Raw genomic sequence first — 19,779 nt, forward strand, 5'->3', positions numbered from 1 at the left:
TTTTTTAAGTTTTTTCTTTTAATTCGACTAATTTTGCGTTATTAGGTTCTAGTGCTTCGATTTGTTTGAGTATGTATACAAAGCGGTCCCTATCTCCGCTAAGCCGACAAACGTCCGCTAAATGAATCAAGTTTCCGATATTTGAGGGCTGTCGCAACCTGACCCTTTCGCTCAACTCTTGCGATTCCTCCAAAAAAGATTTTGATTTGTGAATTGAATACAATCGTTTGTATAAAACCGAGGTATGAAACATCCATCTTGTATCGGATGGAAAATTTTCCAACGCCAAACTTGCATATTCCATTGCTTTTAACAAAACGCCTTCTTTTTCATATAATCTAGTGATATATTTTAATTCCTTAATCGATATTTCTAAGGCGGAATTATATGACAAAAGTACATCCAAAGCTTTACTATATTGTTTTAGTTTGATTAGTTTTTTAGCTTCATCCCAGTAAACTCCTGGTTTAGAAAAAGGACCAAGCTTATATTCCAATGAAATCAAACTTAAATCATCTGAAAACTTCCCTTTTGTTTTCAATACGGAGATCACGTTATTCAAATCTCCACCTGATTCTTCAAGGCAATTTAAAATTAGATTTTGATCCTCATTGATTTCACGATACCTTCCTGATTCAGATATGACTAAATCATCCTTTCCGTCTGAACCACAAATAATTTTATCCCCTTTCTGCATCTGAAAAACAGAAATGAATCGATTGGTTGGAACTTCCATCACCCCCAATTTATAATAATGAATTTCATCTTCAATAAACCTTGCTTTCCCATCTCGATATAAAATAACCCATGGATGTTCCAAATTTATAAAATATAAAGTTCCCGTTGATTCTTCAAGTAGTCCGAGAACCGCCGAGACCAACATGGCTCCATCAAAAGTTTCAAATATTTTCTGAAGATCCAAATAACAATCGTGTAACCATCTTTCGGGAGACCTATTCGAAGAAGATGGATCCATTTTCGAACGAATAACTATAGAATTATAAACAGCCCCAAGGACAATGGCACCACCTGCACCTTGGATCGACTTACCCATTGCATCTCCATTAATAAAGGCTTTGTATCGTTTTCCTTGTAAGATCAAATTATAAACAGATACATAATCACCACCTAACTGATATTCCTTATTTCTAAATTTGAATTTTTTATATTGATTCACAATCGTTTCTATATGCAAAGCATTGCCGTCAGTTTCATGACCTAACAATGGCTCCAAAAGCAACGACGTTAGAAAATAATCTCCATCCTGCTGTGACTTTAAGGATTGAATTTCATCTACAGTTTTAGTAACTTCTTCATTTTTATTAATAATTCTTTTGTGGTTTAAAAAAGAATGGAACCGATATCTTTCCATAATTAAACCACTGAAAATACCGAGAACGTAACTAATCGCAAGGTTTTGCATTGAATAGTTTGCAGAAGCTGTGTCTAAATCCGGCTTATAAACAATGACAGAAATAAAAAAAATCAAAATCGATATAGGATAATAGATGAATAATGTTTTTCTTGGGAGTGGCAAAAAGGGAAGGATCATCACGAGCATCTGGTATCCAGAAACATAAGCTGCATCATCTGCGATCCGACCCGTATAATACGCAGCCGTAAACAATAGATATGCGTATGTTAAATACGCCCAGGTAAGTCCTTCCCAAGAGGAAAATTTATTTTTAAAATGATTATATATGATAAAAACTATATAGGAAAAACAAAAGAGACTATATCCAATACGGAAATAGAAAAGTTCAGGGAATTCGGGATGAAGTTTGGCATCAGTATCAAATGCAAAACCTAACATTCCAAATACGCCAATGATACTTCCGGGGATTTGAATGATTCGTGTGTGTCTGTCTAATTCCTTAATATAATCGTCGTTATAGATTTTCCGCTCAGGAATTAGATCTAAAAAGAGAGATAAAATCGCCTTAAGATACTGATACACGATTCTTCATTAGACGAAAAAGCCCGCACGAGGGCGGGCTTCTTTGAAATAGTTTTGTAAATTTTTTTTCTAGAAGAAAGGTTTTGCTGGGAACTCTGTTGACGGAGCAATTCGTGAAATGATGTCTCCGAAAGAGAAAGCAAATAGCAATGCCAAAAAGGCAAAAGCCGAAAGGAAGATAACACGGTTCAACATATTATCATACTTTAAATGCATGAAGTAAGCCAAAACGAAAAAAGCTTTACAAGTTGCTACAGCCATTGCAACAATCATGTTCCACTTTCCTAAATCGTATTGTGCTACCCAAACTGTAACAAAGGTTCCAAAGAATAGAGCCAAAAGAACAAATACATATGTTTTAATGGAGATTACATGGTGATCATGTTCTTCTTCCTCTTCTCCATCTTCTACCCACATGGAAGCAGAAGCATGGTCTTCTTTGTGATCTTCATCACCCAATACAAATTTTAACAATTTGTTATCTTTGTTTTCTTCAGTAAATTTTGCAAATCGATCAGTTTGGAAGAACTGACCAAACCAGTTTACGATAAATCCTAAAATGGTAGCGGTTGCAATCCCTGGAGCAAAGATTCCAAATCCAAGAATTGGAGTGAAAACCGCCACAAGCGCAATGAAGTAAAGTCCGTAATTGATTACGTATTCCATTCTATAATACCTTTTATCCTACCAAATAAAGAAGTGGGAAGAGGTAAATCCATACCAAGTCCACAACGTGCCAGAAAAGACCCACACCTTCCACAGGAGTGTAGTATTCAGGACCAACCTTTCTTCTTAAAGTTTTGATGAAAACCCAGAAGATTAGGAAAGCACCAGCTACCACGTGAACCCCGTGAAGACCAGTCATTACAAAGTAAAATCCATAGAACATTTCCCATTTTGGTTGAGAGATCACTGCTTTCAAACGTGTGACTTCTTCTGCACTCACATGGTTTTTTTCAAGTTCAGCAGGGTTTTTAAGAAGAGCGGAAATTTTAGATTCACACTCAGCTCTTTTTCCACCAGCAGCACAAGAAGGATCCACAAGGGAAAATTTTCCAGGTACGGTTCCTACATGAAACTTGTGACTGTATTCAAAGTATTTAATTACCATGAAGGCACCAGCACAAGCAATCGTAAGAGCTAACATGATGGCAGCAATTTTATGCAAACCACGTTGCACGTAATTAATTGCCGCAGCCATAGTGAAGGAACTGACAAGAAGGACCACTGTGTTTACAGCTCCCATTTTCCAATCCAATGTTTCCGAACCGTTTTTGAAAACAGTTGGGTAAAGAGAATGATAGATGAGGTAACCTACGAAGAGGCCACCAAACATCAGGATCTCAGTGCAAAGGAATAACCAAATTCCTTGTTTGGAAGAGGCATATTGATGATCTGCACTCTTAAAATGGTGTTGGTGATGAAATTCACTTGAAGAACTAACGGAAGTCATATGGCCCTGCAGTTACTGTTGGAGTAGTTGTAAAGTTTTCGTGTGGAGGAGGAGAAGACGTTTGCCATTCGAGTGTTTTTGCACCCCAAGGATTGTCAGTAGCTTTTTCTCCTTTCAAAATCCCATGAATGATTGTGATAAGACCCACCAAAAATCCAAGACCAATGAGCCAAGAACCCACAGTAGAGATTTGGTTGAGATTAGTGTATTCAGGAAGGTAATCAAAGTAACGTCTAGGCATTCCCATTGCACCTAAGATGAATTGCGGGAAGAAAGTTACGTTGAAGCCAGTAAAAATTAAAACCCAAGAAATGCGACCACCAAGGTCGGAAGTCATCTTTCCAAACATTTTTGGGAACCAGTAGAAAATACCACCCATGAGTGCCATAAGCGTTCCCCCTACCATTACATAGTGGAAGTGTGCTACCACAAAGTAAGTGTCATGAAAGTGAACATCCATTCCTGTCGAGGCAAGGAAAACCCCTGTCAAACCACCGATCGTGAATAAGAACATGAAACCTAGAGCGAAGAGCATTGGCGCTTCGAAGGTAACAGTTCCGCGATACATTGTGGAGATCCAGTTGAAAAGTTTAATCGCTGTTGGAACCCCAACAAACATGGTGATGATGGAAAATACAAGTCCTGCTAAAGTGGATTGTCCAGAAACAAACATATGGTGTCCCCAAACAAGGAAGGATACTGCTGCAATCGCAACCGAAGAGTAAGCAATCGCACGATAACCGAAGATTGTTTTTTTGGAGAATGCTGTGATGAGCTCAGAAATCACTCCCATCGCAGGAAGGATCATAATGTACACCGCAGGGTGAGAGTAGAACCAAAAGAAGTGTTGGAAAAGAACTGGATCTCCACCTAAGTCTGGATCAAAGATTCCCACACCAAGAGTTTTTTCTGCTCCAATGAGAAGTAGAGTGATGGCAAGGATTGGAGTTGCAAGGATCTGAATGATGGAAGTAGAATACAAAGCCCAAATCATCAGCGGGATTCGATCCATTGTCATTCCAGGTGCTCTTAATTTATGAGTGGTTACGATGAAGTTAAGTCCTGTAAGGATAGAGGAAAAACCCATTGTAAAAGCACCCAAAACAAGCAAAATTACTCCATTCGAAGTCTTTGAAGTTGAGTATGGAGTATAGAATGTCCAACCTGTGTCTACTTGGTTAAAGATCATAGAGGAAGCTGCAATGAGAGCCCCTGCAATGAAGATGTAGTAAGACGCTAAGTTCAATCTAGGGAAAGCAACGTCCTTAGCTCCCAATTGGATGGGGAGGACAAAGTTTCCAAGAAAGGCAGGAATTCCAGGAATGATCACCATAAATACCATGATGGCACCGTGGAAGGTCATAAACTTGTTATAAGTGTCTGGATCCAAAAGTGGCTCTGCACCAAATTTTGCTAAATGCAGACGGATTCCCAAAGCAAAGAAACCACCGATTAAGAAAAGGGTAGCAACTGTTGCAAAGTACATAAGGCCAATACGTTTGTGGTCTAGAGTGGTCATCCAAGACCAGATTCCAGATCCGTGGTTCAGATAATTATGGTCTGTGTGACCATGTTCGGTTTTTGTCTGTGCTGAACTCATCTCTCTTCCTTATTTAATGGATTTGATATATTCAATTAAGTTGGCAACATCTTCATCAGAAAGTTGGCCTTGGAACACTGGCATCGCTGGTGGATATCCTTCTACGATTTTCGCAGAAGAAACTAGGATGGATTCGCGAAGATAGTTTTCATCTGCTTTGGATTGGCTACCATCAGCAAACTTTCTACTAGAACCAAAAAGTCCCTTCATTGTAGGTCCAACAATTCTAGATCCGTCAATTGAGTGGCAAGAGGCACAAGCTTTTTGAGCAAAAAGAGTTTTTCCTAAATCTGCAGGACTATCTGCACCTTTTTTCTCAGCATGATACCAAGCCGCATATTCCTCAGAAGGAATCGCTTTGATTTTAATCATCATACCAGAGTGTTTAGTTCCGCAATACTCTGTACAGAAAACAATGTATTCGCCAGGTTGTTTTGGTTCGAACCATAGCTGAGTGAGTTTTCCCGGAACCGCATCTTGTTTGGTTCGGAATGCTGGCACAAAGAAACTATGAATCACATCTTTTGAAGTTAGGATTAGTTTTGTAGCTTTTCCTGCTGGAACGACCATAGGATCATTTGCAGAACTATAAAATTCTTTTCCGTTTGCATAACGATAAGTCCAAGCCCACTGCTCTGCAGTGACGTGGATTTCAGCAGCAATGTCCTCTGGAGGGGTTCTGAGTTTTTCAAAAATGACCATACCCCAGTAGAAAATCCCCATCATAATGATGAGAGGAATGAACGACCAAAGAAATTCTGCAAAATTATTGTGAGTAATGTATGCGGATTTCTGGTCTAAACTTGTACGTTTGAACTTGATGAGGAACCATGTCATTCCACCAACCAAGATGACAAACGAAACAAGGCTTGCTATGATCAGAAACGCATAGAGAAGATCGACTTCTTTTGCGATTTCAGTTGCCTGGATAGGCATGAACGAGGTCGCTGGAATGAGACTGCTCCAAGACATCTATGTGACTCCTTGACGGTTGTTATTTGTTATTTTTCGCCAGTTTATGTATAAAAACGCACCGAGAAGGAGTAAGGTGACCGCCCCCCCGAATTGCATCATCCTGTATGCGTATATCGTATATTTATTTTTTCTCGGATCAAATTGAAAGCAAAATAAAGCAAACTTGTCTACAAAACTCCCAATCTTACCAGAAGATGCCTCGAGAAAGGCAAATTTTAAATCTCTCGGTTCTAATTGGATTCCTTGAAAGATGCGTGAGACCTTACCTTCAGGAGTCAAAACATAAACCCCACTGGCGTGGATGTATTGTTTTGCTTCTGCATCCCATGCGTACCGAAAGTCCAGTTGTTTGGTTAATGCATCAATGGATTCCTGTGAGCCAGTGAGGAGATGTAGGCCAGATTCTGCACCTTCCCTACCATATTCCTTCAAATAAGCACCCTTTTTGGGAAAAGCAACCGACTCATTTTCCTTGGGGTCAATGGATACGGCAATGTATTGGTATTCTTTTCCAAGAGACCAATCGAGTGCTTTTAATCCTTGAAACACACCATTGAGGTGGAAATTACAAAGAGTGGGACATTTGAAGTAAACAGGAGATAGAAGGACAGGTTTCCCTTTCGAGAGAAAATCGGAAAACTTAACGGTTTTTCCTGATTCATCCCGGAATGGAATCTCGAGATTGAGTGACTTCCCTGTGACATCAGAAAATCCAATATTTTCTAGTTCCTTCGGGAGTTTATTTTCCCGAGTCAAGTTGGAATGCGGGTCATACGCAAACACGCTAGTTCCGAATAACAGAAAAAGAAAAAAGAAGAATCGAATGTTCACGAAGGTTTGGTGGTTACCCTATTTGGACTGAACGCTTTTGGATTCCATTCCTGGGTTGTCCGGCGTGCCCGGATGAACAAAGGAAATATAAGCGAAGAAAAGAATGTTGAGTATGAGTGTGACAAGGAAAGTCCAATAGCCACCCTTATTGTAAAGGTCTGTGTTTTGCATAATTTTACCTGATATAGTCTATACGAAAAACTGCTCTTTTTATCCAACAATTTTTAAAAGATGCAAGATTAATTTTATTTTCCCTAAACTCAGGTCACAAAACCTGGAGGAAACAGATAGACGTATGACACTCAAACGTTTTTACACCATCCTTTCCGCTATGATCCTTATCAATCTCCTCTACGGACCTCTCGTAAGAGCAACTGATTCTGGGCTCGCCTGTCCTGATTGGCCTTTGTGTCACGGGAAATTCGTACCAGAATTTACATTCCAAATTTTTATGGAAGTGGGTCATAGATACTATTCTGGGGTTTTAGGGATCCTTGTGGGGATTGGATTTCTTTGGATTTTACGAAACCAAGATACGAGGAAATACCTCGGGGTGGCAGCAACGCTGTCACTAGTATTTCTTGTTTCCCAAGTCATTTTAGGCGGTTTGACTGTCACAAAGCTACTTCACCCAACAACCGTTAACCTACACTTACTCAATGCAGTATTACTATTATCTTCTTGTCTGACGGTTCGTTTACTCATCGCCGAAGGAAGTGAATCGAAATTCCAATGGAATCGACCAGGTAAGTATTTTTTTCTATTTGTACTCATTATTGTTTTATACCAACTTTTCCTTGGAGGAAAAGTGAGTTCTCACTATGCGGGTCTCGTTTGTTCTGACTTCCCTACTTGTAACGGAGAATGGTTCCCAAAAATGATTGGTCCGATCCGATTTCAAATGGAACATAGATTGTTTGGTTATTTAGCTGCTTTGTCTGTACTTTCGTTGTCTGCTTATGCGATTCTCTACTTAAAAGATAACCTGGTCAAAAAATCTCTTAAAATTGCAGCTTATTTGATTTCTTTTCAAATTTTCCTTGGTGCTATGAACGTTTTATATCAACTCCCAAAACTAATCACCGGATTACATACGCTAAACGGTGTTTTGGTATTTATGTTTTGTTTTATTGCTGCCTTTTACCATTTTAGGTCTCCAAGGAAAGAGGTTATATAATGTTCCGCTTATGGAACCAACTCACAAAACCTAGAGTCACTGTTCTCGTTCTTGCGACAGTTCTTCCTGGAATGTATCTAGGGACTAATGGATATCCTTCCCTCTGGGAGATTTCAATTACTCTTCTTGGAACTTACTTAATGAGCTCTGCTTCTTTTATTCTCAATCAGTATATTGAAAGAGAAAGAGATGCTGTGATGTACAGAACTAAACAAAGACCAATCCCTGCTGGCGAAATCTCTCCAAGTTTTGCGCTCTTTTTGGGCATCTTTGTAGCCATTTTGGCATTCGGAATTTTAACTTATTACATCAATCTCCTAACGGCCGTTTGTGCTCTCTCTGCTCTGCTTTTATATGTGTTTTTATATACAATTTGGCTAAAGCCAAGAACAGAACAAAACATAGTCATCGGTGGGATTTCTGGATGTATTGGACCGCTCATTGGATATGCTGCAATGGCAAATACACTTCCCGTTCCTTCTTGGGTATTATTTTTAATGATTTTTCTTTGGACACCAGCACATTTCTGGGCACTCGCTATCTTCCTAAAAGATGATTACGCCTATGCAGGAATTCCAATGATGCCTGTTGTTTCAGGAATTCAAAAGACAGTAAATCAAATCTTTCTTTATGCCATTGCTTATTCTTTATCTGTTATTGGATTTTATTTTGCTGATGAAAGAATGGGATATTTATTTTTAATTTCAGCAATGATTCTAACCGTTTTGATTTTGACTTTTGCTTATCGATTGAAACTTTCAGGAGATAAACTTCTTGCAAAACGATTTTTCTTTTTTAGCATTCTTCATTTATTTTTGGTGAGTTTGGTCATCGTCATCGATTCGAAAATCTAGTTTTTTTAGTTGATCTGGTCAGGATTTCCTGTTTTTCTACTGGCCATGAGTATACTAACACGTTATTTCTCAAAATCCGACTTAGATGAGATCAAATCTGCTGTCGGAGAAGCTGAATCAAAAACTTCAGCAGAAATTGTTCCCTTTTTTGCAGAATCCTCACACCATTATAAAGAGTGGGCCTGGCTTGGTGCCTTCCTAATGGGCGGGCTTTCAGGTGTTACATTTTATACTGCGCAAAAATTCTACAGCCTTATATGGAGTGGAGAATCTTTCTTTGCCGTTTTATCTGTTTGGATTGGTGCCCTTTTCGGCTTAGCCATTGTCGCATTATTTCCTAAAATTAGAATCAACTTAGTTTCAAGGGCCGCAAAACAATACTTTGTTGATTTGAGAGCAAAAGAAGCTTTTTTAGATGAAGAAGTTTTTCGGACGAAAAACAGAACAGGTATTTTGATTTATATTTCTTTGTTTGAACATTTTGTAAGGATTTTACCAGATAAAGAAATAGCAAGGGTAGTTCCGAAATCAGAATGGAATGAAGCAGTTCGATTGATTGTAGAAGGTATGAAATCAAACAAAAAAAAAGAAGGAATCGTTTCGAGTATTCTTTTTTGCGGACAACTTCTCCAAAAATATAATATTCAAATCGAAAAAGACGACAAAAACGAAATCTCTAACGAAATCCGTGACGGTGGGAAATTGATGTAATGAAATTCAATTTTAAATTCAAAAATTCAAAAACCTTATCTCTATTGAATCGAAGGAAAAAGTATTTATTCCTATCTATTTTTTTTGTTACCCTAGCAGAAATTTTGTCCTATCCCGTTCCAAAATTGGAAAGAAGAGTGATGGATCATGCCGGAATTTTATCGGAAGCAACGGTAAACCAAATAGAATCCAACCTAAAACAATTCGAAGCCGAAACTTCCAACCAAATTGCGGTGTACACAACCCCAAGTTTACAAGGTGAAACCATTGAAGATGTATCCATTGAGATCTTTGACGAATGGAAGTTAGGGCAAAAATCCAAAAACAATGGAGTACTATTAATTATTGCACCTAACGAAAGGAAGATGCGAATTGCTGTGGGACGTGGTCTTGAAGGAGCACTCACTGACATTCAAGCAAAACATATCATTCGAAATGAACTAAAACCCAGCTTTCAATCAGGAGATATGGATGGTGGTGTCACAGCAGGAGTGAATGCGATTATGGCAACAATCCGAGGAGAATATGCACCTTCAGAAGATGATGTAGATACAACGGGTAATAATTCCGAGGAAGAAGTTTTTTCCTCTGGAATTGTGGGCGGGATTTTTACTCTCATTTCCTTAATTGTGCCTTCGATTGGGGGGATGATTTTTACTATCATCGGACTACTCGTTTTATTTCCACTTTTAACCTTTATCTTCGGTAGTACGTTCGGCCTAATGATTGCAGTATTGTTATTTATACTCGTTATGTTTTTAAAACGTAAACTGGGTATCGGAAATGGTGGAGGTTCAGATGGAGGGTACTTTGGCGGTGGAGGTTGGTCCAGTGGTGGAGACTCTTGGTCTTCCGGTTCAGACAGTTGGTCCGGTGGCGGCGGAGATTCTGCGGGTGGAGGATCTTCTGGAGATTGGTAATTCAACCACAATCAAATAAATTGTAAATTCCAATAAATATCAGAAACGTTTCGAAGTAGTCACCTAACGCAGAAATATTCCTAGGTGACTTCAATGAAAATGAGTGTAGAATCATCCTTCCATTGAGATTTGTTCATCGTTTGGAATAACATATTTTGAATTGCGGGAAGGACTTCGGAAAAAGGCAAAGAAGATGTTTTCTGAATTATATTTAACAAATCCTCCCAGGCCTGAGCTCCATCGGCTTCGTTTAACTCTTCAAATAAACCATCTGTAAATAAAAAGATTCTGTCACCTGAATCAACTTTAGATTCAGTAATCCCATAACGGTAGTGTTCCAAAATTCCAATGATGGGACCTGTGTTTTCCAACATGGCAGTCACACCATTTTTTTTCAGATGGATTTGGTTTTGGACTCCGCCACCTGCGTAACGAAGTATTTTTTGATGAAAATCAAAATCCATCACAATCGCCGGAAAGTAAATTTGTAAATCAGCGTTTTTATCATAAAAATGCTGGTTCATATAAAACAATACATCATTTGGCCGCATAGCCACAGCAGATACACGTTCAAACTCTGATTGTATCATCATAGAGTATAGAGCTGCTTGTAAACCATGCCCTGTAGCATCACCTAAAAAGAAGCGGTAATAAAAATCCTGAATTCGTTTTACGAAATATATATCTCCACCCACTTCAGCGATTGGTTTATATAAAATATCTACTTTGAGGTAAGGCTCTAATTCAGGTGGTTTGGTGACACTTTGGATGATTGATTTGGCCAATCTCATATCTTTTCCGATCTGATCTAATTTCCCTTGGAGTTCCTCAGTTTTATCTTTGACTCTGGTTTCTAACCGTTCATTTAGTTCGGTTAATTGATTTTGTACATTTTGCAATGTTTTGTTTTTGTTTGCCAGTTCACCAGCTAGGTTTTCCGCTTCCACAAAACCTTTGGAAAAATTCCTGGCTATATAAACGGATTGAACAAGGAACATTGTAAAAATTCCAAAATGAATTAAAAGTGGCCCATAAATGAGTAGATTATTAACCAGAATGTCGTTTAAAAAACTTGCGATGAAGATGAAAAAACTAAACAAAAAAATGATCGAATCGGATGATGAATCACGAATAGCCCTTGCTATTACGAAAAATGTATAAATTGCACCCAACAAAGTAAATATCTGAAATGGAACCATCAGATATGTATAAAAAGAAGACCTAGTCAAAAGAACGATAAAACAAAAAGCAAAACCTGAATATTTAAGAACCTCATAAACTCTTTTTGAAAAATACGGTTTGAAAAGCAGATAAACATAACGTGCAAATATAGGTGTAATTAGAAAAAAACTTAAGTAACTTAACTTTAAATGAATTTCCCACGGAAGTTCAGGATAGAGCTGAACGATATATTTATTCCCCGTAACAAATACCCGTAAGGCGACAAGGATACAAGTAAGCGCAAACCAATATGTAAAAGGATCTTTTTTCCTATTCAAAAACAAAAACAGATGATAAATACCCATAAACAAAATGCTACCCACAAGTAACATATCGCGTAGGATTTCTACCTCATATTGATGGTGAATATCAGGAGTCCTTCCTAATACTAATATTTGTGCTGGACCACCCTTTCTATGGTGGTAGTTGGAAATTTGTAATACGATAGAAGTCTGGTTTTCTTTGGGAAAAAAATCGACTATTCGTGGACGATATTCAGGTTTTCCAGTTTGATAAGACGTTGCTACAATTCCATTTGATGCTATTTTGACACCATCAACAAACAGATTATAGGCGGTTTCCATTTCAGGAACCTTTAAAGAAAGTGGAACACCCTTCAGTCCATGATGAACTTTCATGCTAAAAGTGGCATATCCATCCCCAGCTAGAAATCCTCTTTTCCAAAAAGAGTCGGACCAAACCCCAGGGACCTCAAAAAAATGGGGTTCCCTGTTTGCATTTAATATTTCCAACTCTAAAGGTGAAATGAGAAGTCCCGGATAATATTCCCATTCACCTTTAAGTTCCACCGTTTTGGAGGAGGAACTTAAATAAGACTCAGCGGAAAGGACCCCTTTTTCCACCTTGGGTGGTGTCTCTTTCGCAATACACGAAAAAAGCAGCAAACACCATACAAGTCCGAACCAGCGGAAATTCATAAGACGATGCTGTTTGATAAACCTAGAGACGGTTCTGAACAGGAATGTACTTTCTTTGATTTTCACCCACATATATCTGTTTTGGACGAACTTTTGAGAAGTCTCCCTTCACTCTTTGTTCTCTCCAATGAGCAAGCCAACCTGGAAGTCTGCCAATGACCTGCATCACTGAGAACATATTCTTAGGAATTCCCAACGTGTGAAATACGAGACCAGAGTAGTATTCTAAATTAGGATAAAGAAGATTCTCCATAAAGTAGGAATCGTTCCAAACCACTTCGTCTATTTGTAGCGCAATGTCTTCCACAGCAGACAACTTTCTACCTTTGTAGAATTCACGAATGATTTCACGAGCGACCTTAGCACGTGGACTCACTACATCATAAGCCTTTTGTCCAAAACCATTAGTTTGGATATTCAAACCACCGCGTTTGAATCTTTCGAAATAATCTTTAACAGGTGTTTTAGTTTTTAAAATGTCTTCAATTAGACCAATGGCTGCTGTAGGACGTCCGCCCTCTCGTGCTCCCCATTGTGCCATAATCCCTGCAGAGATAGAGGCAAATAAATTGGCTTGAGTAGAACCTACCACTTGGACTGCAGTGTTGGATACGTTTTGTTCGTGATCCGCATGTAAAATCCACATTTGGTTTAAAATACGATCAAACTCTTCCGGAACTGTATAATTGTCCGCAGGCATTTTATGCATCATATAAAGAAAGTTTGTACAATATGGATTTTTATCCAAAGGATATACGAAAGGATGACCCACTGCATGTTTGTATGTGAAAGCGGCAATGGTGCGAATTTTTGCAAGTAACCTTGCAATTAAGTCCACACCCATATCTAATTTTTCTTCGTAGTCTTCTAAATAATAACTAGAAAGTGAAGTAACCATTACAGATAAAACTGCCAATGGATTGGCAACACCAGGAAATCCGTCGAAGAGATTTAACATATCTTCGTGGATCATAGAGTGTTTAGAAAGTCGACCGGAAAAGTCATTTAACTCTTGTTTTGTGGGGAGGTTCCCGTAAATTAATAAAAACGAAGTTTCCACAAATGTGGATTGGTATGCGAGTTCTTTTAGGTCATAACCGCGATAGGTTAGCTCCCCTTTTTCTGGATCACGTCTTGATACTTTAGACAATCCAAGAGCTGTATTAAACAAACCTGGATCAACAGTGACTAGGCCCGTTTTTCTATAAAAATCGGTTAGGTCGATTCCTTCTTTTCCATCGGTACCAACAATGACCGGTAATTTATATGTTTTGCCCTTGACGTGGATTTCCACTTCACTCATGAAAAGACCTCTCTCCCTCCTATCTTACGGAAGGGAAGTTTGGAATCTAGAATAATTTAGACTTGGGTGAGCGCAGAATTCAGAGAATCGTGAATGAGGACAAAATCAGTCAGACCAACAATATCCATCACTTTTCTAAAGTGAGTATTGAGTCCTGCAAATTCAATTTTACCCTGATTCTCTGATGATTTTGTAATGAGACTGATAAGAGTCGCAATTCCGGCAGAGTTGATGTATGATGTTTCCGAAAAGTTCAAAATGACACGATTTCGTTTATCTGCCGGGATGGATTCGTAAGATTCTACGATTTCCTCTTCAGCTTCGGATGTGATTTCGCCAGATATATGAATTACGGGTAAATTTCCCCCGTTTTCAAATCCCAACCGAATCTTAAACTCTTCCATCATTAGCTTCCAGGGAAATCCACCGAGAACGCGGGTCAACTAAAATTAGGATTTCGATTTTCTTTCTTCTTTCGTCATTCGACCAAAGGGTTGTTTGCACTTTCGACAAACAAAGTATATATCGGTTGGTGTAGCAGATATCCCGACAAGACCCATGGCGATCATTCCCCAAGTGGAATACTTAACAACTTTACGTGCATTTTCATCGTCACGAGTGGTTCCACAATCACAAGTGGGTCGATCGGCTTTTTTAATGATTTGGTTCATAAAGACAAGTGTTCGGCTCCAACCCGTAGGCGGAACCGAAAAAGACAACGATTAATTTTTAGAAAGGTGTTCTACGTATTTAGCGAGAATGCGGATGTTATCATCACCCAAATGTCCGTAAGCAACCATTGGAGATCCTTTGATTCCTTCTTTCAAAGTTTTAGTCACACCAGCAGCAGTGTTTCCATTTTTCCATTCAGAAGCTGGAGATTTGTAGTTTCTAGGTTTTGGGTTGAGAGCAGCTGCAGCAGCTCCATCACCAGCACCTTTTTCACCGTGGCAAGAAGAGCAGTTTTGTAGGTAAAGTTCTTCCCCTTTAGCAAGTTCCGGATCAGCACTTGCGCTAGATTCAACAGCAGCAGGTGTTTCTTCTTTTGGTTTGGAATCGCCACAAGCTACCATCACGAATGCGAAGGAGAGTGCGAAGAGAGAGACTAGGACTTTTTTTGAGTTCATTTCTTACTCCAAGATAAGGTTGGCTCCAGTCTCTCACCCTTCTTATCTTTTGAAAAGAAGAAATCACTGTTTTTCTAAAAGATTTGCGAGTGCCTTTTCTAAATTTTGAAACTGAAACTCATAACCGCTAGAAAGTAACCGTTCAGGAATCACATATTGCCCTTTTGTCACAACCACTGAACCATCTCCATAAAGCGCTTGTATGGCGAAGGAAGGCACTTTGAAAAAGTTCGGTCGGTGTAAAATTTCGGCCAACGATCGAGAAAACTCATCGTTACTTACAGGATGAGGAGATACTAAATTATAAGCGCCAGAAGCCGAATCCAACTGCATCAAATGTAACATAGCAGAGATAAAATCAGATATGTGAATCCAACTCATTCCTTGTTTTCCAGATGCAATCGATCCACCAACTCCTAATAAAAAAGGAGGAATCATTTTTTCCAAGGCACCCCCTTGAGGTGACAAAACAATCCCTGTCCTTAACATTAAGGAACGAATTCCCGCAGATTGTAAAGGAAGGGTTTGATGTTCCCAATCTACACAAATTTTGGCAAGAAAGTCTTGCCCAGGTGCCGAGTTCTCAGAATAAGGAGGATGGTGATCTTCCGACATTCCGTAATAACCTACTGCACTTGAGTTCACAAAAACTTTCGGTGGAGATTTTAAATCCAATACACGAGCCACAACCCCCCTGGTAAAATCTACACGAGAAGTTCTAATGAGGCGTTTGCGTTCTTCAGTCCACCTAACGCCAGCAATTGGCTCACCAACCAAATTGACAATTGCATCTAAACCTTCTAAATCTGCTGTCTGTGGGAGAATGCAAGAGACAAATTCTAATTCTTTAAAGGAAGATAGTTCATCTGGCAATGAAGTTTGTCTCGAAAAAACACGAAACCGATGTCCCTTACCGATTGCGGTTTTTATGAATGATTTACCTATAAGGCCGGTACCACCTAAAATCCCAATTTTCATCTGATCTCCTTTAGGATCGAATCATAAAAAAGAAGTAGCCCATTTTCCGAGGCAGTAGAAGTTTTTCTTTGTTATGAAACCTGTCATTGTCCTCCCTATCTTCTTTGCCATACTTTTTGTTCTCCTCGGGAATTATTATTTGTTTTCTGGAACAATAAAAAGTATCAACCAATACAAAGACAACCCACCTTTCCGCATCGAAGATGCAACTGGCTCCGGTGGAATTCATCTTTTGTTAGACAAAGATAAAAATACAGTTTGGAGAAAGAAACAAGAAGGAAATGAAGATTTTGACTTTTTCTTAGAAATGAAATTGTCTCACTTTTGGAATGGAAAAGAATTTTCACCTAGAGAATTTCAAAATTTGAAAGTCTTTGCCTGTCCTGGAGAAAATCTTCCAACCTTTCAAATGCGTTTTTTATTACGGGAAAGTATCAACGTAGATAAGGAACTTAGAATGCCGAAAGACCAGCTAGCATTTGTTTATATATTTAAAGAAAAAAACAAATCGAATTTAGCCATTCCCCTATCAAATCTTCCCAAATTCCAAAAAGAAAATAATTATCCTGAAAACATTCATATTCTCACACCTGAATTTAAACTTCTTTCTAAGGATGGATGTATTTCGGAAGTAGAACTAGAAGAAACTAAGTAAAATTTATATTTTTTTAAATTTGGTAATTCAATAAAGGAAAGGCCTCTGGGAGATCATTGAAAAACATTTTGTCAAAAGGGAAAAGTCTGGATCAAAGATCTTTTGTTTGTTTTTCTATTTCAGCTTTTAGTTCAATGATACTCATATAAAGATTGGCAAAAGTTGTGAGTTGGTTCATTGCATCTTGCAATCCGGCCTTAAATAAAAGACCGTTGTCCATATGTTCCCGAAAGATGGTAAGTGGGTTTTCCGCCTCCATACTTTCGACTGTTTTCTGGTAAGATTCCATCAGTTCTTTTTTATCTAAAAGAGATTCAGGAACCTTCCAACCATTGGACAAACGGCTCATTTAAAGTTATCTACCTTCAACTTCCAGAAGTTTGGTAGTTTTTACTATAATACGAGTCACAACATAAAAGACAAAACCAAATCCGAAAAACCAAGTATGAAATGGTTTCCAAATTCCTGTGATGTCTACAGCTCGAAGTGCCGGCTCTTGGAAATAAACTTGAATCAAATCAAAAACTGTGAACACAACAATGATTCCAAACAAACTTGGGTATTCACGTTTCCAAATATTACGAAATGAAAAATCTAAGTTTGGTTTTATATATCCAGAAAGTCTCGGAATGAAAGCAGGAGTTTTGTCTGCCCATTTTAAGTATCCTTCCGCAAATTTACCACGTAAGAAGTATTCTTCCGCAAAAATAATACGTTCGTAATAGAGATAAAAAAACATAATGTATACGAGCGCAAAGGCAAAATCCCGAAGGATGAATACCGGGCCAAGATACATAAGAAAATTCCCTACATATAACGGGTGTCTGACTAGAGAGTAAATTCCTGATTGATTTACGACATCAGCCACTTGTTGTTTTGTGTTCCTTCCGGAAGTGTTTTTAGGAGTGTAACCGATCGTAAAACATCTAACAAAAAGCCCTGCAATACTGACTAAAAATGCACCAGATAACCAATACAAATTAGATTCGTAACTCCCTTGGAAATAAGGGACATACGGTAAATACAGTAAGGAAAGAAACAAAATGACTCCTGGGATGTAGGAGCGCCATCGGAAGAGAAAGTTGCCTTGTTGGTTGAGTTCTTCTATAAGTGCCATGTGAATTCGTACTTGCTTCCTTTGATTAAGCTGTCAGCATTCGTCCTATGTCAATCAAATCCTTCATCCCCGCAAAGTTCAATCTTCCTGCTCTATGGTTTACGGATCTGACGCTTCCTGTTCTTAACAAAATGCTCCACAATCTTGATTCCATCGAGATATCCGAAACCGATCAAAAGACTTTAAAATCCTTTCAAAAAGAACGACTCCTTTATATTTCCAATCATCCCACAACCAAAGAACCCGGAATTGCGTATCATGCGGCAAACATAATGGGTTCAAGGTTTCATTATATGGCAGCAAGAGAGGTATTTGAATGGGGATTCGGATTCGTTGGTGACTTCATACAGTCCATTGGTGCATACTCCGTGTTAGCTGGCGCCCCCGACCGTGAGTCCTTAAAAGCCTCAAGAGAAATTCTTTCTTCTAAAGGTGGGAAACTTGCTCTATTTCCGGAAGGCGAGCCAACCAGTGGTATGAATGATACCCTACTTCCCTTCCAGCCAGGTGTCGCCCAACTTGGTTTTTGGGGACTGGAAGATGCTCTCAAAAAAGATCCAGAAGCAATAATTTGGATTTTACCCACCTATGTTAAGTACAGAATGACCGGTTCACTAAGCTCCATGCAAAAGGACATAGACCAAACCATCGCTAGGATGGAGCAGAAGTTAGGAATTGAAAAAACCGGCAAAGACATTGTACATCGTTTTTTGTCAGTGGGAAAACGAATGATCGAAAGGGAAGAAAAAGAATATGGAGTACCTGTCGAAGAAAACAGAGCCGATGACTTTGATTATCGATTGGGACGGATGCGTCATGCCATGCTCGACAATATTGCAAGAAAGGCCAACATTCCGAAATGGGATAATGATTCCAATGCCATTGAAAAGTTAAGAAGGATCTTAAGCGTTCTCGAAATGGTTTCTGTAGGAATGCCCGATCCAAAAGGTGAGCTCCCCAGTTTAGAAATGGCAACTTGGGCTAAACAAGCTGCCACCAAAGCCTATGATTTTATCACTATCCAAACCGCTTATATCAAAGAATTGCCAAGTGCCGAACGACTTTACGAATTTTTATACCGTTATGAAAACGAACTGTTTGGTGAGTTCAAACCGCGCCCACACAAAGCAGTTGTTAGATTTGGAAAGCCATTTACGATCAATGAGTATTTTAGTTCCTATAAAGAAGACAAAAAGAAAACGATAGATTCGATTACAGAACGTCTAAGAGAAGAGTTACAAACAATGCTTGTGGAAGAAAAGTCAAAATCCAATCCTCTATTTCCGAGCCAGTATATATTTTGATGGATTTATTTAGCCTGGAGCAGGTAAAAAATTTAATCGCAAGTGGTGCTCCGATTGAACTGAGTGCCTATGGTGCATCCAAGGCTCTAGATGAAAATTTGGTAAAAATTCTAGATACTCTTACTGAAAAATACGGGATTCTTGATTTATCGGCAATTTTATTTACGATTGTAAAGGACTTAATCCTCAATGGTTTTAAAGCCAACTTTAAAAGAATCTTTTTTCAAGAAAATCAATTAGACATCCACTCTCCCACCGACTACGAGTTAGGTGTAAGAATGTATAAAAGCCTTATCCTCTCCGGAAGAGGCAACAGTTTTGAACCTCTCGCACGAGAAAAAAATTTGTACGTTCATTTAAAAATCGAACATAATGAGAACCAAATCAAATTTGATGTAAGGAACAATACCACTCTTGTGCGCGGAGAAATGCAAAAAATTCGTAACTCACTTTTACATGCACAAAACTATAACGATATCATGGAATATTATATTGAACGTGGAGACAATTCGGAAGGAGAAGGGATTGGCATTGCTCTTTGTGTCATCCTTCTGAAAGGGGAAGGCCTTCCCACGGACCAATTTAGAATCTACCATGAGGATGGAGAAACCATTGCCCAACTCTCCATTCCTCTAAAGAAAAGCTAGCCCAAAGAACG

21 protein-coding genes are annotated in these 19,779 nt (G+C 38.7%); 7 read left to right on the plus strand and 14 right to left on the minus strand.

Going from position 1 to position 19,779, the window contains the following annotated elements; genetic code table 11:
• Positions 1 to 4 precede the first annotated feature (4 nt).
• The 6 genes from ND811_RS12470 to ND811_RS12495 form a co-directional block, all read right to left on the minus strand.
• Positions 5 to 1,957 carry a PP2C family protein-serine/threonine phosphatase gene (locus ND811_RS12470; protein ID WP_265352305.1) on the minus strand — a complete coding sequence of 651 codons (1,953 nt, stop codon included), beginning with the start codon at positions 1,955 to 1,957 and terminating at the stop codon, positions 5 to 7.
• Positions 1,958 to 2,026: 69 nt separating this feature from the next.
• A complete protein-coding gene (locus tag ND811_RS12475; RefSeq protein WP_265352304.1) occupies positions 2,027 to 2,623 on the minus strand; it encodes a cytochrome C oxidase subunit IV family protein in 597 nt (198 codons plus the stop codon).
• A gap of 13 nt (positions 2,624 to 2,636) precedes the next feature.
• Positions 2,637 to 3,410 (minus strand): cytochrome c oxidase subunit 3 family protein, encoded by a 774-nt coding sequence (locus ND811_RS12480; protein ID WP_265352303.1) that lies wholly within the window; start codon positions 3,408 to 3,410, stop codon positions 2,637 to 2,639.
• Positions 3,397 to 5,010, minus strand: a complete 1,614-nt coding sequence (locus tag ND811_RS12485) for a cytochrome c oxidase subunit I (protein WP_265352302.1) — start codon at positions 5,008 to 5,010, stop codon at positions 3,397 to 3,399. The genes ND811_RS12480 and ND811_RS12485 overlap by 14 nt, the downstream gene beginning before the upstream one ends.
• A 9-nt stretch (positions 5,011 to 5,019) precedes the next feature.
• Positions 5,020 to 5,982: a cytochrome c oxidase subunit II gene (coxB, locus tag ND811_RS12490; RefSeq protein ID WP_265352301.1), complete on the minus strand. Its 963-nt coding sequence runs from the start codon at positions 5,980 to 5,982 to the stop codon at positions 5,020 to 5,022.
• Complete coding sequence (locus tag ND811_RS12495; protein WP_265352300.1) at positions 5,983 to 6,816, minus strand: SCO family protein; 834 nt, start codon at positions 6,814 to 6,816, stop codon at positions 5,983 to 5,985.
• A gap of 295 nt (positions 6,817 to 7,111) precedes the next feature.
• On the opposite strand from ND811_RS12495, the gene ND811_RS12500 reads away from it, so the two are divergent.
• The 4 genes from ND811_RS12500 to ND811_RS12515 are packed head-to-tail and all read left to right on the plus strand — an operon-like array spanning position 7,112 to position 10,478.
• Positions 7,112 to 7,993, plus strand: coding sequence for a COX15/CtaA family protein (locus ND811_RS12500; RefSeq protein ID WP_265352299.1), 882 nt, complete (start codon positions 7,112 to 7,114; stop codon positions 7,991 to 7,993).
• Positions 7,993 to 8,847, plus strand: coding sequence for a heme o synthase (locus ND811_RS12505; RefSeq protein WP_265352298.1), 855 nt, complete (start codon positions 7,993 to 7,995; stop codon positions 8,845 to 8,847). The genes ND811_RS12500 and ND811_RS12505 overlap by 1 nt, the downstream gene beginning before the upstream one ends.
• Before the next feature lie 45 nt (positions 8,848 to 8,892).
• Complete coding sequence (locus tag ND811_RS12510; RefSeq protein WP_265352297.1) at positions 8,893 to 9,558, plus strand: TPM domain-containing protein; 666 nt, start codon at positions 8,893 to 8,895, stop codon at positions 9,556 to 9,558.
• Positions 9,558 to 10,478, plus strand: a complete 921-nt coding sequence (locus tag ND811_RS12515; RefSeq protein ID WP_265352296.1) for a TPM domain-containing protein — start codon at positions 9,558 to 9,560, stop codon at positions 10,476 to 10,478. The genes ND811_RS12510 and ND811_RS12515 overlap by 1 nt, the downstream gene beginning before the upstream one ends.
• Before the next feature lie 80 nt (positions 10,479 to 10,558).
• On the opposite strand, the gene ND811_RS12520 is transcribed toward ND811_RS12515, so the two are convergent.
• The 6 genes from ND811_RS12520 to ND811_RS12545 form a co-directional block, all read right to left on the minus strand.
• Positions 10,559 to 12,637: a SpoIIE family protein phosphatase gene (locus tag ND811_RS12520; protein WP_265352295.1), complete on the minus strand. Its 2,079-nt coding sequence runs from the start codon at positions 12,635 to 12,637 to the stop codon at positions 10,559 to 10,561.
• A gap of 22 nt (positions 12,638 to 12,659) precedes the next feature.
• Entirely contained in the window at positions 12,660 to 13,940 is a 1,281-nt protein-coding gene (locus ND811_RS12525) for a citrate/2-methylcitrate synthase (protein WP_135745808.1), read from the minus strand.
• Positions 13,941 to 13,996: 56 nt separating this feature from the next.
• A complete protein-coding gene (locus tag ND811_RS12530; protein ID WP_135575065.1) occupies positions 13,997 to 14,347 on the minus strand; it encodes an STAS domain-containing protein in 351 nt (116 codons plus the stop codon).
• Between the two features lie 42 nt (positions 14,348 to 14,389).
• Positions 14,390 to 14,611: a hypothetical protein gene (locus tag ND811_RS12535; RefSeq protein WP_135745807.1), complete on the minus strand. Its 222-nt coding sequence runs from the start codon at positions 14,609 to 14,611 to the stop codon at positions 14,390 to 14,392.
• Between the two features lie 51 nt (positions 14,612 to 14,662).
• Positions 14,663 to 15,067: a c-type cytochrome gene (locus tag ND811_RS12540; protein ID WP_265352294.1), complete on the minus strand. Its 405-nt coding sequence runs from the start codon at positions 15,065 to 15,067 to the stop codon at positions 14,663 to 14,665.
• A gap of 63 nt (positions 15,068 to 15,130) precedes the next feature.
• Positions 15,131 to 16,045, minus strand: a complete 915-nt coding sequence (locus tag ND811_RS12545; RefSeq protein WP_265352293.1) for a TIGR01777 family oxidoreductase — start codon at positions 16,043 to 16,045, stop codon at positions 15,131 to 15,133.
• Positions 16,046 to 16,118: 73 nt separating this feature from the next.
• Here ND811_RS12545 and ND811_RS12550 point away from each other — a divergent pair, with 73 nt between their 5' ends.
• Complete coding sequence (locus ND811_RS12550; RefSeq protein ID WP_265352292.1) at positions 16,119 to 16,700, plus strand: hypothetical protein; 582 nt, start codon at positions 16,119 to 16,121, stop codon at positions 16,698 to 16,700.
• 91 nt (positions 16,701 to 16,791) lie between these two features.
• Here the strand turns inward: ND811_RS12550 and ND811_RS12555 are convergent, their stop codons facing one another.
• Both ND811_RS12555 and lmtA read right to left on the minus strand, forming a co-directional pair.
• Positions 16,792 to 17,049, minus strand: a complete 258-nt coding sequence (locus tag ND811_RS12555; RefSeq protein ID WP_265352291.1) for a hypothetical protein — start codon at positions 17,047 to 17,049, stop codon at positions 16,792 to 16,794.
• Between the two features lie 6 nt (positions 17,050 to 17,055).
• On the minus strand, positions 17,056 to 17,817 hold the full coding sequence (lmtA, locus tag ND811_RS12560; RefSeq protein WP_265352290.1) for a lipid A Kdo2 1-phosphate O-methyltransferase: 762 nt from the start codon (positions 17,815 to 17,817) through the stop codon (positions 17,056 to 17,058).
• A gap of 47 nt (positions 17,818 to 17,864) precedes the next feature.
• Here lmtA and ND811_RS12565 point away from each other — a divergent pair, with 47 nt between their 5' ends.
• Both ND811_RS12565 and ND811_RS12570 read left to right on the plus strand, forming a co-directional pair.
• Complete coding sequence (locus ND811_RS12565; protein ID WP_265352289.1) at positions 17,865 to 19,121, plus strand: 1-acyl-sn-glycerol-3-phosphate acyltransferase; 1,257 nt, start codon at positions 17,865 to 17,867, stop codon at positions 19,119 to 19,121.
• A complete protein-coding gene (locus tag ND811_RS12570; RefSeq protein WP_265352288.1) occupies positions 19,121 to 19,768 on the plus strand; it encodes a hypothetical protein in 648 nt (215 codons plus the stop codon). Before ND811_RS12565 ends, ND811_RS12570 begins: the two co-directional genes overlap by 1 nt.
• Positions 19,769 to 19,779 lie beyond the last annotated feature (11 nt).

The sequence above is a fragment of the Leptospira soteropolitanensis genome (genome assembly GCF_026151655.1).
In the GTDB taxonomy this organism is placed as follows: domain Bacteria; phylum Spirochaetota; class Leptospiria; order Leptospirales; family Leptospiraceae; genus Leptospira_A; species Leptospira_A soteropolitanensis.